The organism is Bradyrhizobium sp. USDA 3650 (assembly GCF_054057395.1).
This window is the reverse complement of record NZ_JBSRZG010000001.1, coordinates 3712715-3726416: the sequence shown is the minus strand read 5'-3', so window position 1 is coordinate 3726416 and position 13702 is coordinate 3712715. Positions and strand designations below refer to the sequence as shown.

Annotated in this window: 14 protein-coding genes; 3 read left to right on the top strand and 11 right to left on the bottom strand. The window is 64.2% G+C overall.

Going from position 1 to position 13702, the window contains the following annotated elements; all coding sequences use genetic code 11:
* Positions 1-107: 107 nt before the first annotated feature.
* The 5 genes from hemA to ACVIN2_RS17250 all read right to left on the bottom strand — a co-directional run bounded on the left by hemA (position 108) and on the right by ACVIN2_RS17250 (position 6282).
* Positions 108-1337 carry a 5-aminolevulinate synthase gene (gene hemA / locus ACVIN2_RS17270; protein ID WP_247283189.1) on the bottom strand — a complete coding sequence of 410 codons (1230 nt, stop codon included), beginning with the start codon at positions 1335-1337 and terminating at the stop codon, positions 108-110.
* Positions 1338-1538: 201 nt separating this feature from the next.
* Positions 1539-2600, bottom strand: coding sequence for an MBL fold metallo-hydrolase (locus ACVIN2_RS17265; RefSeq protein ID WP_456766456.1), 1062 nt, complete (start codon positions 2598-2600; stop codon positions 1539-1541).
* Positions 2601-2694: 94 nt separating this feature from the next.
* Positions 2695-4848, bottom strand: coding sequence for a methyl-accepting chemotaxis protein (locus tag ACVIN2_RS17260; RefSeq protein WP_456766455.1), 2154 nt, complete (start codon positions 4846-4848; stop codon positions 2695-2697).
* Positions 4849-5012: 164 nt separating this feature from the next.
* Positions 5013-5738, bottom strand: a complete 726-nt coding sequence (locus tag ACVIN2_RS17255; protein WP_456766454.1) for an outer membrane protein — start codon at positions 5736-5738, stop codon at positions 5013-5015.
* A 223-nt stretch (positions 5739-5961) separates the two neighbouring features.
* Entirely contained in the window at positions 5962-6282 is a 321-nt protein-coding gene (locus ACVIN2_RS17250; protein ID WP_007599476.1) for a hypothetical protein, read from the bottom strand.
* A gap of 132 nt (positions 6283-6414) precedes the next feature.
* Between ACVIN2_RS17250 and ACVIN2_RS17245 the strand changes: the two genes are divergently transcribed.
* Both ACVIN2_RS17245 and ACVIN2_RS17240 read left to right on the top strand, forming a co-directional pair.
* Positions 6415-6762, top strand: a complete 348-nt coding sequence (locus ACVIN2_RS17245; protein ID WP_106941691.1) for a hypothetical protein — start codon at positions 6415-6417, stop codon at positions 6760-6762.
* 122 nt (positions 6763-6884) lie between these two features.
* Positions 6885-7175 (top strand): hypothetical protein, encoded by a 291-nt coding sequence (locus tag ACVIN2_RS17240; protein WP_456766453.1) that lies wholly within the window; start codon positions 6885-6887, stop codon positions 7173-7175.
* A gap of 134 nt (positions 7176-7309) precedes the next feature.
* Here ACVIN2_RS17240 and ACVIN2_RS17235 read toward each other — a convergent pair whose 3' ends face one another.
* Positions 7310-7519: a hypothetical protein gene (locus tag ACVIN2_RS17235; RefSeq protein ID WP_027570060.1), complete on the bottom strand. Its 210-nt coding sequence runs from the start codon at positions 7517-7519 to the stop codon at positions 7310-7312.
* Positions 7516-7680 carry a hypothetical protein gene (locus ACVIN2_RS17230; RefSeq protein WP_456766452.1) on the bottom strand — a complete coding sequence of 55 codons (165 nt, stop codon included), beginning with the start codon at positions 7678-7680 and terminating at the stop codon, positions 7516-7518. The genes ACVIN2_RS17235 and ACVIN2_RS17230 overlap by 4 nt, the downstream gene beginning before the upstream one ends.
* A 344-nt stretch (positions 7681-8024) precedes the next feature.
* Between ACVIN2_RS17230 and ACVIN2_RS17225 the strand changes: the two genes are divergently transcribed.
* Positions 8025-8291 carry a hypothetical protein gene (locus ACVIN2_RS17225; RefSeq protein WP_456766451.1) on the top strand — a complete coding sequence of 89 codons (267 nt, stop codon included), beginning with the start codon at positions 8025-8027 and terminating at the stop codon, positions 8289-8291.
* Positions 8292-8309: 18 nt separating this feature from the next.
* Here ACVIN2_RS17225 and ACVIN2_RS17220 read toward each other — a convergent pair whose 3' ends face one another.
* The 4 genes from ACVIN2_RS17220 to ACVIN2_RS17205 form a co-directional block, all read right to left on the bottom strand.
* Positions 8310-9929 (bottom strand): ABC transporter ATP-binding protein, encoded by a 1620-nt coding sequence (locus tag ACVIN2_RS17220; RefSeq protein WP_456766450.1) that lies wholly within the window; start codon positions 9927-9929, stop codon positions 8310-8312.
* 2 nt (positions 9930-9931) lie between these two features.
* Positions 9932-10771, bottom strand: a complete 840-nt coding sequence (locus ACVIN2_RS17215) for an ABC transporter permease (RefSeq protein ID WP_247464175.1) — start codon at positions 10769-10771, stop codon at positions 9932-9934.
* Complete coding sequence (locus tag ACVIN2_RS17210) at positions 10768-11739, bottom strand: ABC transporter permease (RefSeq protein ID WP_456766449.1); 972 nt, start codon at positions 11737-11739, stop codon at positions 10768-10770. Before ACVIN2_RS17210 ends, ACVIN2_RS17215 begins: the two co-directional genes overlap by 4 nt.
* Positions 11740-11942: 203 nt before the next feature.
* Positions 11943-13493, bottom strand: a complete 1551-nt coding sequence (locus tag ACVIN2_RS17205; RefSeq protein ID WP_456766448.1) for an ABC transporter substrate-binding protein — start codon at positions 13491-13493, stop codon at positions 11943-11945.
* Between the last annotated feature and the right edge of the window lie 209 nt (positions 13494-13702).

Sequence of the window (13702 nt, the reverse complement as noted above, 5' to 3'; positions counted from 1 at the left end):
GACCCATAACCACAGGACACGGTTATGGGCACCCCAATGGCCCCAGCAAGCCGCAACAATTCACAGTCGGGGTAATGGGTCCTGGCTTTCGCCAGGACGACCCGGACCTACTCCGCCGCCAGCGACTTCTGGCGCAGCGGCAGACCCAGGCGGTCCCACACCTGCAGCAGGGCTTCGGCGAGCTGGTCGATCAGGCCGTCGTCGTGATAGGGCGAGGGCGTGATGCGCAGGCGTTCGGAGCCCTTGGCGACCGTCGGATAGTTGATCGGCTGGATGTAGATGCCGTGCTGTTCGAGCAGGAGGTCGGAAGCCTGCTTGCACTTCTCGGCATCGCCGATGAACAGCGGGACGATGTGGGTGTCGCTCGACATCACCGGCAGGCCGGCGGCGTTGAGGATCGCCTTGACCCGGGCGGCGCGATCCTGGTGACGCTCGCGCTCCCAGCTTGACGTCTTCAGATGCTTGATCGCGGCGGTCGCGGCCGAGCAGATCGCCGGCGGCAGCGCGGTGGTGAAGATGAAGCCCGGTGCATAGGAGCGCACCGCGTCGATGATCTGACCGTTGGCGGCGATGTAGCCGCCGAGGCAGCCGAACGCCTTGGCGAGCGTGCCCTCGAGAATGTCGATGCGATGCATCACGCCGTCGCGCTCGGCGATGCCGCCGCCGCGCGGGCCGTACATGCCGACGGCGTGGACCTCGTCGACATAGGTCATCGCGCCGTACTTCTCGGCGAGGTCGCAGATCTTCGCGAGCGGGGCGATGTCGCCGTCCATCGAATAAAGGCTCTCGCAGGCGATCAGCTTGGGTCGGCTCGGGCCCGCAGCCTGCAACAGCGCTTCGAGATCGGCGAGGTCGTTGTGGCGGAACACGACTCGTTCGCAGCCGGACTGGCGGATGCCCTCGATCATCGAATTGTGGTTGAGCTCGTCGGACAGGATCAGGCAGTTCGGGATCAGCTTCGCGATGGTAGCGATGCCGGTCTGGTTCGAGACGTAGCCGGACGTGAAGAGCAGCGAGGCTTCTTTGCCGTGGAGATCGGCGAGCTCGGCCTCTAGCTGTACCAGCGGATGATGCGTGCCGGCGATGTTGCGGGTGCCGCCGGCGCCGGTGCCGACGCGGGTCGCGGTCTCGACCATCGCGCCCACCACCTTCGGGTGCTGGCCCATGCCGAGATAATCGTTGGAGCACCAGATCACGACGTCGCGCTTGCCCTTCGGCGAGTGCCAGAGCGCATGCGGGAACCGGCCGGCGATGCGCTCGAGATCGGCGAACACGCGGTAGCGCCGCTCGGTGTGGAGACGATCAAGGGCGGAATTGAAGAACTGGGCGTAATCCATCGTCAAACCTGCAGCGGAACCGACCAAAGACCCGCATATCCTTAGAGCTTTTCCAGCTCCAATGTCTATGCGCTATCCCACATTTGGACCTGCGGGGCATTTGGGCAAAATGCCCTATCGTGCGATTTGAAACTTGATCCGGATCAAGTTCGCGCGAGATGCGATGTTGCTCTGCACCATCCGGTGCATTGAGCGCAGCCCTCAGGTCGTCCTGAACTGCAACACGCCGTCTTTCATCTCCGCCGTCAGCCGGCCTTCCACGATCATGTAGTTGACGTGGGCGACCAGTTCGCCGGCGGCAAAACCCATCTGGTGTTCGTCCAGCACGTGCTTGTTGAACACCACGGGCACCAAGGCGCGCGAGGTCTGCGGCACCTCGTGGCAGGCTTCCGCGATCAGGCGGCAGCGCTCCTCGTGGTGATCGGCGAGCTGCTTGATGCGGGTCTTCAGCCCGTAGAACGGCACGCCGTGGCCGGGCAGCACCAGCACGTCATAGGGGAGAGTCGTGGTGAGGCTGGCGAGTGAGGCCAGATATTCGCCGAGCGAATTCTGGTCGGGTTCGACCGCCCACACGCTGACGTTCGGCGAGATCTTGCTCAGCACCTGGTCGGCCGAGAGGAACAGCTTGTCGTCGGCGCAATACAGCATCACCTGGTCGAGCGCGTGACCGCCGCCGGTGATCACCTTGAAGCGCCGCGTGCCGATCACGACGTCCTCGCCATGCGAGATGCGGCGGTAGGACGGCGGCAGCACCGAGACGCGCTTGAGATAGTCCTGGCCGCGACCGAGAAGTTTTTCGGTGAGCGACTCGTCCATGCCGTGGCGGCGGAAGAACAGCCGTTGCGCCTCCTGCCGCTCCTCCGTGCCGCGGTTCTGGTGATAGACCGATTGCAGATATTCGACCTGCGACATCACCAGCGGGCAGTTGAACCGCTCGACGATCCACCCGGCCAGGCCGACATGATCGGGATGGGAATGGGTCACGATCAGGCGCGTGATGTTGACGCCCTTCAGCGGCCCGTCGAACAGCTTCGTCCAGGCTTCGATCGTCTCCTCATTGCCGAAGCCGGCATCGATCATGGCGTAGCCGTCGCCGTCGGCGAGCAGGTAGATGTTCACATGGTTGAGGCGGAACGGCAGCTTCAGCCGCGCCCACAACACACCGGGCTTCACCTCGACGACCTGTTCGGGGCCGGGATGCTGTTCCCAGGGATAGCGCAGGGCGTCGGCGGAGGACTGCACGGTGTCGGTCTTTGCGTTCATGCTACCGACTTAAACCCGCTCGTCGCGGCGCGCCAGCCGAAAAAGGACGCTGGCGCGGCCCGCATAGCGGTCATTCCGGGTTACGGAACAGCGCCTACGCCGCCCGCATGTTGTTGAGGAACGCGTCGATCTCTCCGCGCAGCATGTCCGCCTCGCGGCGGAGCGCGTCGGAGGCGCCGAGCACTTCGTTCGCCGCTGCGCCGGCTTCCGCCGAGGCCGTGGAGACGCCGACGATGTTGCTGGAGACCTCGCTGGTGCCGCCGGCCGCATGCTGGATGTTGCGGGCGATCTCGCGTGTCGCCGCGCCCTGTTCCTCGACCGCGGCGGCGATCGTCGTGGTGACGTCGTTGATCTCGCCGATGATCCGGCCGATGCCCTGGATGGCGCCGACGGCCGAAGTCGTCACTGACTGCATGCTGGCGATCTGGCTGCGGATCTCCTCCGTCGCCTTGGCAGTCTGGCTCGCGAGGCTCTTCACCTCGGAGGCGACCACCGCGAAGCCACGACCGGCTTCGCCCGCGCGCGCCGCCTCGATGGTGGCGTTGAGCGCCAGCAGATTGGTCTGCGAGGCAATGGTCTGGATCAGGTCGACCACCACGCTGATGCGGCTCGCGCTGTCGGCGAGGCTCTGCACTGTGGCATCGGTCGCGCCGGCTTCGTCGACCGCCTTCCTGGCGATCGCGGCCGAGGTCACGACCTGCTTGCTGATCTCCTCGATCGAGGATGAGAGCTGCTCGGTGCCTGACGACACGGTCTGCACGTTGACCGATGTCTCTTCGGCTGCCGAGGCAACCGCGTTCACCAGCGCATTGGACTGATCTGCCGTGTTCGACATGCTCTGCGCGGTCGATTGCATCGAATTGGCTGATTGCGCGAGATTGTCGAGTGCGGAGCGGACCGTGCTCTCGAATTCTGCAATCTTCGCCTCCATCTGCGCCGCACGCTCGGCCTTGGCGACGCGATCCCTGTCCTGCTCGCTGGCAAGCGCCCGGGCTTCGATCATGCTGTCGCGGAATACCGTCAGCGTTTCCTTCATCGCGCCGATCTCGTCGTTCTGCCGGGAGCGGACGATCTCGGTGTCGAGGTCGCCGGCCGAGAGCAACTGCATGGCGCGTTGAAGCTCGCGAATGCGGCGCAGGATGTTGCGGCCGACATAGAGCCAGACGAACAGCGCCGAGCCGACCAGCGTCAGTGCGCCGAGTGCCAGCATCGCGGTGGTCGCAAGCGAGATCTCCTGCCGCGCCTGGAAGGTCGACGCGTTGGTCTCCTTCTGCACGCCCTCGACCAGCTGCTGCACGCTGATGCCGAGGCCGACATTGAGCTTGCGGGTCTCGTCCAGAATGGTCTGGCCGTAGTCGATGGCGTCGAGCTCCTTCTGGCGGATCTTGAACACGCCGGACTTGCCTTCGCCGAAGGCGAACAGCTTTTGCACGGTGTCGCGCACCGCTTGCATCGAGGCCATGTTCGGAAGGTCCTCGAGATTCGACTTGACGCGGTCGCGCGTCGCCTTGAACTCCTTCTCGATCGCCTCCAGCGTATCGCTGTTGTTGGCCGACAGCGCCGCCATCATGTCGGCGGCCATCAGATTGCCGTTGGCGGAGATGGTCGCGACCTGGGAGACGGTGCGGGCGGCTTCGGTGGCATCGTCGGCGGAAACTTCCGCCGCGCCGAGGATCGCGTTCAGGCGCGTTTGCGCATCCAGCATGGCAGGACCGGCCGCACCGACGAAGGTGAGCTGCGCCTTGCGGAGCGCTTCATACTGCTTGTCATGCACCGCGCCGGCATCGAGCCGCTCGCGCGCGGCCGATACCAGGCTCTGGGTCGCCTCGTCGATGCTCTTGGCGGTCTCGCGCAACGCGGTTGCGATCTGCTTGTCGGCGCCGAGCTCAATAATCTCGCCAAGCTTGGCCATGGCGAGCTGCTGGATCTCCTGCACCTTCTTGGTGCGTTCGTTCAGCGCCTCGTCGGACGGCGACGCCAGGAGGCCCGGCCCCTGTGCCGCGAGCGTTGCGCTTTGCGATGCGAGTTGAAGGCTGGCGGAAAGGCGCGGGATGTCGCGGCCGCTCAGGTCCATCATGGTGCTGCCGAGATGGTTGAAGACGAAGCCGGCGCCGGCTGCAATCACGAGGCCCATGCCCGCGATCACCGCGAAGGCCGTGAACAGGCTGCCGCGCACGCCCCATGTCGGCATTTTGAAACGAGGCCGGATACGACCAAGCAAACGGCCAAGGCCCAGACGGATCGCCATCGAAATTCCCCCACGCGTGATCTTTATGTTTTCGCCGCGGAGTATCCGCGCGTCAGGTTAAAAAATCGCAAGTTGCTCAATCGGTTGCGTACGTTCCGCACAGCGAAAAAAGAAGGGCCGGCAATGATGCCGGCCCTTCATCATGATAAGGTTTTGATAACCGTTCAGTAGCGCGCGACCGCCGAGTTGGCCCAGTTGAAGCGGTAGTTGACGCCCGCCTTGATGGTGTGGTCGTCGGTGGTGAAGTTGCCGGTGCCCGCCAGCGGACCGCCGGTGAAGTGCGCGTCGCCGAAATTGTAGTACTGGTACTCGGCCTTGGCCGACCAGTTCAGGGCGAACATATATTCGAGGCCGGCGCCGACGGTGTAGCCGTTGCGGTGATCGCCCGTGATGACGAAGGCCGCCGGCACGCCGCCGACAGTGACCTTCTCGTTGTTGTCCGAATAAGCGTAGCCGCCCTTCACATAGAGCAGGCCCGGGCCCCAGGTGTAGCCGACGCGGCCGGTGATCGAGCCGAGACCACGCTGGTCGTTGGTGTAGGCGACGCCGCCCGGGAACACCGCGCCGACGCTGCCGGAGAGCCAGGAATACTGGCCTTCGACGCCGACAACGAAGTTCGGGTTGAACTGCCAGTCCGCGCCGGCCTGCAGACCGCCGAGGAAACGGCCGTTGCCGTTGTTGCCGGTGGAGAGGCCGCTGAAATTGTTGTCGCTGGAGAACGCGCCGCCGACATGGCCGCCGATATAGAAGCCGGTCCAATTGTAGATCGGTGAGGCATAGGCGGGCGCGGGCGCCTTATAGTAGTTGCGGTTACCGAGATCGGCACCGACCGCCGGCGCGGCAGCGCCCACAACGAGCAGCGCAACGGTCGCAAACAGAATCTTCTTCATCGTCCAAACTCCAACACTTAGGTCCCCGGCAGGCGCGCTTTCCGCGCCGTCGTTGGTTCTGCAGATAGCTCGCTTTTGACGAAAATGCTGTCACATCCGTGGCACAGCGGCAGCCAAGCTAACTTATTGGGCTGTAAATGATTTTCGTGCTTAATGTCGGCTTAAGAAGTGGTGAAGGAAGGCTTAACTCGGCGCTATCAAGGTAACTTGCGCGCGCATCTCGTTAACCAAGACGGCGCCGCGCCTCATCGCGCATCTGTTCGCGGAATGCAGCGCGCTTTGCGGGCCGGTCTTCCTCGCGCACGTCATGACGATCGAAGACGTCGAACTTCTCCAGGATCGGATAGCGCTCGCTCGCCATCGCGAGCACGCGCAGCACCTTGGTCGCCGACGGTGTCGGGCCGCTCACTTCCCAGCGCCGGATGGTGTCGGCGCCGCCCTTCTCGGGCAATCCGCAAAGCCGAGCCATGTCGGCCGCGGTGAGCTTGCGCTCGAGGACGTCCGAGAGATCGTTGCGGAGTTGCTTCAGTTCGGGACCGGTCATATCGCCTCAATACGCGAAGTCGATGAGGTGAATGCACTAGCGCTGATTCGGGTCCATCCGAAGGCGAGGCATGCGAGCGGGCAGGCGTGCTAGTCTCCCGCCCGCCGGGCTCAGTCAGGAAAGGAAAACCGCATGCCGGTGTTCAAGCTGCCTCTGTCGGGGGACGTTGTTCAATCCATCAACCCGATCACGTCGTTCTTCAGCCCGGCCGGCGGCCAGTTCGGTCTCGTGAACATCACGGTGGGCCAATCTTCGGCGCCCGACGTCGAGAAGGACCTGCTGTCGGATGTCGGCAGTTACGGCAAGCAGATCGGTCAGGTCGCGGATGCGCTGCTCGTGGTCATTGAGCATCTGGAAGCGCTCGGTGACAGTGCACTCGGCGACGACAAGGCAGTCGCGGCTTTCAAGGAGCTGATGCACTCGGTTGCGACCGTCAAGGAGCGCCACAACCGCAAGGCCTGTCGTCCGCGGCGGCGCTGATCATGCCGTGCGACCGGCCCGCGGCACCTTCGCCCGCGCACGAAGTTATGAATGGGGTGCCCATGGAAATCCGCCGCTGAATGAACAGATGCCAAGGGGGCCGCAGAATGAAGTGATCAGCCATGACAAGCATCAAATCCGCCATTGCCGCCCTCGTCACCGTCGGGCTGCTTGCCGCGCCGTTCGCGGCTGAAGCCAAGAAGCACCGGTCAAGCCGATCTTACAGCACCGGCGTGGTGGCTCCGGGCTATGGGAGCGCCGGATCGTTGGCAGCACCGCCCAGAGCTTACGGGTCGAGCGGACAGTCGGTCGGGACGGTCACGGCGCCGTCGATCGGCACGTATAATTGGCCGTCGGTCGGCGTGACCAACGCAGTCCCGACCTGGAGTAACACAAACCCGCCCGTCCGGTAGGCGCGCCTGTTCGGCGAGCCAATCCCGGTCACCCTGCGCCGGTCGCAAGGCCAGAGAAGATCAAGTGCGACCAGCAATGATCATGGCAGTGGACCAGGCATTTCGGATCGTTCAGGGACAGCGTGGTCCCGATCCTAAATTCCCCGTCCGACCTGTTGGCCGATCACGCAGCGCCATCCGGCGAGGCGCTCGGCCGGATGCTGGTTCATCCATTCGGCGAGCTGTGGCGCACCCATCAGGCACGATTGCATCGAGACGTCGGCGAAGTCGGATGTGGTGACGGTTTGCTCATGACAGTTCGCTGGAGAGGCGAGGTTGCAGAGCACGGCGATGATCTTGATCACGCGAGGTTGCCTCCGTCGCTGCGATGCGCGGAGGCCCCGCTCGATCGTTCGCTCACCGGATCAGCCGGCGGGAAGATGCTGTCGTAGATCGCGCGCGCTTCCTGGATGAGGCGAATGCGCTCACGCTCGGATTTCGAGACAAACTCAATAACCTGGCCCATGTCGGCTCCAATAGATCCTCAATCCATCATCACATGATGGAAATCATTTCATGCAGATGTGGGGTGCCGGCTTCGGCTTTGCAGCCGTGCGGGCGGTCACGAGGGATAAAAAGCCCGTGAGTATTCCGTTCCTGAAGTGGAGCGGGATACCTTCAGCGATGCGCCGGTCTCACGGCGCATCTGTTCGGGCCGTGACCGCTTCGCAGCATCGTGATGACGAGTTGAGCCCTGCGGTGTGAGCGCATTGCGGCACATTTCCTCGCGCGCGGAGTTGTAAGATCACTCAATGCACGGGCGCCTGACGAACGGCATTGCGATTGAGAGACCGCCCGAAAGGATCACCCATGACAACGAAACACTCGATTGCTGCACTCATTGCTCTCGGATTGGCCGCAGCGCCACTCGCTGTCAACGCACAGACGTCGGCGACAGGTACACCAGGCAGCACGAGCGGACGCACCGGAGCGCCGGTACAGCAAGGGACTATCGGAAGTTCCGGGCAGACTGTCGGGACCGTGACAGCGCCGTCGGTCGGAACGTCCAACCAGCCCTCCGTCGGCGTAACAAACTCAGTCCCCACCTGGAACAACACGAATCCTCGACCGAAGTAGGAACCGCGATCGGCTGACTTAAGCCGTCGGCGCGCGCGCTCTCTGCCCGGGCACTGCCCCGAGCAGCTCGCGCGTATAGGGATGTTCGGGCGCAGCGAACAGCTGCGCGGTCGGCTTCAGCTCGACGATGACGCCGCGCTGCATCACGGCGATGCGGTCGCAGATTTGCGCCGCAACGCGTAGATCATGGGTGATGAACAGCATCGAGAGGCCGAGGCGGGCCTTCAGGTCTTCGAGCAGCCGCAGGACTTGCGCCTGCACGGAGACGTCGAGCGCGGAGACGGCCTCGTCCGCGACGATGATCTCGGGCTCGAGCGCGAGCGCACGCGCAATGCCGATGCGCTGGCGTTGGCCGCCGGAGAATTCATGCGGATAGCGCTCGAGCGCGCCGGCATCGAGCCCGACCATCTTGAGGAGATCGCGGGCGCGGTCGAACGCGACTTTCGGATCGGTGCCGGCCGCGATCGGGCCGTCGGCAATGATATGACCGACCTTGCGGCGCGGATTGAGCGAAGCGAACGGATCCTGGAAGATCATCTGGATGCGATGACGCTCGGCGCGTAGCGCCTTACCCGCGAGCTTTGTGAGATCGGTCTCGCCGATCCGCACGGTGCCCCGGTCAGCCTCGATCAGCCGCATCACCAGACGCGCCACCGACGATTTGCCGGAACCGGATTCGCCGACCAGGCCGAGCGTCTCGCCCTTGAGAATCGTGAAGTTGACTTCGCGCGCGGCATCGACGCGGCGGTCCTCGCGAAACCAGCCGCCCGAGGTGACGTAGGTCTTGTCCAGTCCGATCACCTCGACCGCCTTGGCCTGGTCGTCGAGGGGGCTGCGGGCGGGCGGGTCCATCGAGGGCACGGCGGCGAGCAGCGCCTTGGTGTAGTCGTGCTGCGGCGCGTTGAAGACCGCCGAGGCGGGGCCTTCCTCGACCACCTTGCCATGGCGCAACACGACGACCTGGTCGGCGATGTCGGCGACCACGCCGAAATCATGGGTGATGAACATCACCGCCATGTTGCGATTGCGCTGGAGGTTGCGGATCAGTTTCAGGATCTGTGCTTGCGTGGTGACGTCGAGCGCGGTTGTCGGCTCGTCCGCGACCAGCACCGCCGGTTCGAGCGCGAGCGCCATCGCGATCATCGCGCGCTGGCGCTGGCCGCCGGAGAGCTGGTGCGGATAGGCGCGCACGATGCGCTCGGGGTCGGGGAGGCCGACCTCGCGCGCCAGCGACAGCGCCTTGGCGCGCCGCTCCCTCGGCGTGAGCAGCCCGTGCGCCTCGAACATCTCCGCCATCTGGTCGCCGATCCGCATCAACGGATTGAGCGCGGTCATCGGCTCCTGAAATATCATCGCGAGCCGGCGGCCGCGCAGATCGCGCCAGCCGTCGTCGTCGAGCTTGAGCAGGTCGCGGCCTTCGAATTGGATCTCGCCGGAGGTGACGGCGACCGTGTCAGGCAACAGGCCCATCAGCGCATGCGCGCACATCGATTTGCCCGAGCCGGATTCGCCGACGACGCAGACGATCTTGCCGGGCCGCAAATCGAGCGAGACGCCATCGACCGCGAACGGCCGTTCCGCCCCCTTGGGCAGCGCGATCCGCAAGTTCTTGATGGAGACGGCGGGCGGTGCGGTCATGATCAGCGGCCCTCCCGCGACAGCCGCGGATTGAGCGCGTCGTTGAGGCCTTCGCCGATCAAATTGAGGCCGAGCACCGAGATCAGGATCGCGACGCCGGGAAACACGGTGATCCACCAGGCCTGGCGGATCACGGTGCGGCCGGCACCGACCATGTAGCCCCAGGAGATCAGATTGGGATCGCCGAGGCCGAGGAACGCCAGCGAGGATTCCAGCAGGATCGCGGTCGCCACCATCAGCGAGGCCAGCACGATCACCGGCGACAACGTGTTCGGCAGGATTTCGCGCAGGATGATCCAGGTGTTGCTCTGGCCCGTGACCACCGCGGCCTGGACGTACTCCCGCGTGCGCAGCGACAGCACCTCGCCGCGGACGAGGCGCGCGACCGGCGGCCAGCTTACCAGCGCGATCGAGGCGACGATCGAATAGATCGAGGGCTGCAGGATCGCGACCAGCACGATCGCGAGCGCAAAGCTCGGAATGGTTTGGAAGAACTCCGTGAAGCGCATCAGGGCGTCGTCGACCTTGCCGCCGAAATAGCCGGCCATGGCGCCAATGGGAACGCCGACGACCAGCGCCACCAGGGTGGAGACCATGCCGACGAGCAGCGAGACGCGTGCGCCAAAGATCATTCCCGCGAACACGTCGCGACCGAGTGCGTCGGTGCCGAGCGGCACGGTCGCGAGCGTGAACGGCGGCAGGAACGGCCGTTGCACCATGCGCCAGGGCGAGTTCGGGAACAGCATCGGACCGAACAAGGCGACCGAGATCGCAAGGAGCAGGATGATGAGCCCGATGACGCCGCTCGGGCTCCTCAACATCGATTTCCAGAACTGTTTCATGTGGTGAATTCGATGCGCGGGTCGACCAGGCGATAGACCAGGTCGGTGATGAGGTTGAAGATCAGGACCATGGCGGAGCAGATCACGAAGACGCCGAGCAACAGATTGTAGTCGCGCTGGAGCAGGGCGTCGTACATCAGGCGTCCGATGCCGGGCCAGGCGAACACGGTCTCGGTGATGACGGCGCCGCCGATCAGGGTGCCGGAGTGGACGCCGGCGAGCGTCACGACGGGCAGCAGCGCGTTGCGCAGGACGTGGCGACGCTGGATCACGGCATCGGACAGGCCTTTGGCGCGCGCGGTCTTGACGAAGTCGAGACGCTTCACCTCCAGCATCGAGGCGCGCGTCATGCGGGTGTAGGTCGCCATGAAGAACAGGCCGAGCGTCATCGCCGGCATGATCAGGTGCTTTGCCACATCGACGGCATGGGCAGGGCCGGTGAGGTTGGCGCCGACCGTCTCGTAGCCGAAGCTCGGCAGCCAATCCATGGTGACCGAAAACAGCAGGATGCCCATCAGCGCCACCCAGAAGATGGGCATGGCGTAGAATATTAGGGCGAAGACGGTGATCGCGGTGTCGAGAAAGGTTCCGGCAAAGCGCGCGGCGAAGGTGCCGAAGAGAACGCCAAGCACGAGCGAGATCGCAAACGCCGTCAGCGTCAGCAGCAATGTCGCCGGCAGCCGCTCGCCGATCAGCTTCGCGACCGGCGCCTGCTGGCGGAAGGAGAAGCCGAGGTCGAGGGTGGCAATGCCCTTGACGTAGATGAAGAGCTGCTCAGGCAGCGGCTTGTCGAGGCCGAACTTCTCCCTGAGCTGCTGGACGAAGATCTGGTCGCTGGCGCCGGCCTCGCCCGCCATCACCACGGCGGGATCGCCGGGCGCAAGCCGGATCAGGAAGAAATTGAGGACGACGATCGCGAGCACGACGATCACGCCCTTCGCGACACGCTGAGCGACAAAGGAGAGCATCTAGAGGATCATATCTTGGAGCGTGACCTGAAGCCGTCGGGGCAGTGCGCTCCCTCGCCCCGCTCTTGCGGGGAGAGGGTTGGGGTGAGGGGCCTCTCTCGACGTACGAGAATGTCGATGGATCTGTACCCCCTCACCCGCCGCGCCCTGCGAGCGCGTCGACCTCTCCCCGCAGGCGGGGAGAGGTGAAGGAAGCCGCACCCTCACTTGTCGAGCCATGCGTCCTTGAAGCCGTCATTGACCCCGATCCCGGTGGTGATCAGGTTCTTGACCTTGCAGCGCATGATGGTCGGAAATTGCAGCTCGAGCATCCAGGCCACCGGCACGTCCTCGACCAGGATCTTCTGCGCCTTCTCGTAGATCTCCTTGCGCTTGGAGTCGGGCGTTGCCACTGCGCCGTCTGCGAACAGCTTGTCGATCTCAGGGTTGGAGTAACCCTCGACGTTGTTGAACACCTGGCCCTTGGCGATGGCGCTGGAGACGTAGTTGCGGCCGACGCCGAGTGCGGGGTCGCCGTATTGGTAGAGATAGGTGAAAGCGATGTCGTAGTCCCAGTCGCCGATCTTTTGGTTGCCGCCGGCAACGTCGGTGGCGATGGTCTCGATGTTCATGCCGACGTCCTGGAGGTTCTGCTTCACGGCTTCACCCCAGCGCTGCCAGGTCTCGCCATAGGCGAGCGGCAGAAGACGGATCTTCTCGCCCTTGTAGCCGGCTTCCTTCAGCAGCGCCTTGGCCTTGGCGGGATCGTAAGGGTATTTCGGCACGTCGCCGGTGTAGTATTTGATGGTCGAGGCCGACGGGCCGGTCGCGACCTTGCCGAGCCCGTTCCAGATCACGTCCTTGGCGAACTCGCGGTCGATCGCAAACATGACCGCCTGGCGCACTCGCTTGTCGGCGAGCGGACCCTGGCGATTGTTGAGCCACAGCCAGGCCAGCGGCGAGAAGAACTCCCAGCCGGCGCCGGTGACGCAGGTGTCCTTCAGCTTGGACAGCCGCGGCACGTCGAAATTCTCGACCGAGCCGCCGGGCAGCACGTCGACCTTGCCGGTCTCATACGCCACCGAGCGCGCCGCGGCATCGGGAATGATCTGCCAGTAGATCTCGTCGAGATAGGGTTTGCCCTTCTCGTAATAGTTCGGGTTCTTGACCAGGCGGATGAATGAGCCCTTCTGCCATTCCTTGAACATGAAGGGGCCGGTGCCGACAGGGGCGTTGTTGTAGGGATTGGTCTTCCAGTCGGTGCCCTCATAGAGATGCTTCGGCACCATCGGCATCGAGCCGACCTCGAAGATGCCGAGGAACGGGCCGAACGGCTGCTTCAGCGTGAACACCACCGTGTAGTCGTCGGGAGCCTCGACCTTGTCGACCTGCGCGAGATTGTTGCGGGCGCGCGCATGCGTCTGCTTCAACATATCGAGCGAGAACAGCACGTCGGCGGCGGTGAAGGGCTTGCCGTCATGCCAGGTCACGCCCTTCCTGAGCTTGAATGTGTAGGTTTTTGCGTCCTCGCTGACGCTCCAGCTCTCGGCCAGCTCCGGCTGCGGCTCGAGCTTGGGGCTGTAGCGAAGCAGGCCTTCGAAAATGTTGCCCGACACCATCTGCACCGGGCCGTTCTGGACCATCGCCAGCATCAGGCCGGGCGGCTCGGGCTGAATCACGGCATTGATCGCTCCACCCGCTTTCGGCTCTTGCGCCAGCGCCGGGGCCGCGAGACCGCAAGCCAGGAGGACACCAAGCAACACTCGTTTTGACATGTCGTATCTTTCTCAAGCGAGACCAGCCGCAAACGCTTCGCACGTCATGGCGCGCAAAGCTAGGCCGGCCCATCCCAGTCCCCATCCGGGATCGAGGCTCACACAGTCTCGTTCGGCGCCGCAAGATGAAAGTCTCGACAGTGTTCGCACAAAAAATGTACAGCGCGTCCTGTTATGGCGTTTGACGGCCAAACCGGCGCCGCCGCGCC

Excerpts from the sequence above, each read along its gene's own strand:
- hemA (WP_247283189.1), bottom strand. The coding sequence starts at position 1,337 with ATGGATTACGCCCAGTTCTTCAATTCCGCCCTTGATCGTCTCCACACC.
- ACVIN2_RS17265 (WP_456766456.1), bottom strand. The coding sequence starts at position 2,600 with ATGAACGCAAAGACCGACACCGTGCAGTCCTCCGCCGACGCCCTGCGC.
- ACVIN2_RS17260 (WP_456766455.1), bottom strand. The coding sequence starts at position 4,848 with ATGGCGATCCGTCTGGGCCTTGGCCGTTTGCTTGGTCGTATCCGGCCT.
- ACVIN2_RS17255 (WP_456766454.1), bottom strand. The coding sequence starts at position 5,738 with ATGAAGAAGATTCTGTTTGCGACCGTTGCGCTGCTCGTTGTGGGCGCT.
- ACVIN2_RS17250 (WP_007599476.1), bottom strand. The coding sequence starts at position 6,282 with ATGACCGGTCCCGAACTGAAGCAACTCCGCAACGATCTCTCGGACGTC.
- ACVIN2_RS17245 (WP_106941691.1), top strand. The coding sequence starts at position 6,415 with ATGCCGGTGTTCAAGCTGCCTCTGTCGGGGGACGTTGTTCAATCCATC.
- ACVIN2_RS17240 (WP_456766453.1), top strand. The coding sequence starts at position 6,885 with ATGACAAGCATCAAATCCGCCATTGCCGCCCTCGTCACCGTCGGGCTG.
- ACVIN2_RS17230 (WP_456766452.1), bottom strand. The coding sequence starts at position 7,680 with ATGGGCCAGGTTATTGAGTTTGTCTCGAAATCCGAGCGTGAGCGCATT.
- ACVIN2_RS17225 (WP_456766451.1), top strand. The coding sequence starts at position 8,025 with ATGACAACGAAACACTCGATTGCTGCACTCATTGCTCTCGGATTGGCC.
- ACVIN2_RS17220 (WP_456766450.1), bottom strand. The coding sequence starts at position 9,929 with ATGACCGCACCGCCCGCCGTCTCCATCAAGAACTTGCGGATCGCGCTG.
- ACVIN2_RS17215 (WP_247464175.1), bottom strand. The coding sequence starts at position 10,771 with ATGAAACAGTTCTGGAAATCGATGTTGAGGAGCCCGAGCGGCGTCATC.
- ACVIN2_RS17210 (WP_456766449.1), bottom strand. The coding sequence starts at position 11,739 with ATGCTCTCCTTTGTCGCTCAGCGTGTCGCGAAGGGCGTGATCGTCGTG.
- ACVIN2_RS17205 (WP_456766448.1), bottom strand. The coding sequence starts at position 13,493 with ATGTCAAAACGAGTGTTGCTTGGTGTCCTCCTGGCTTGCGGTCTCGCG.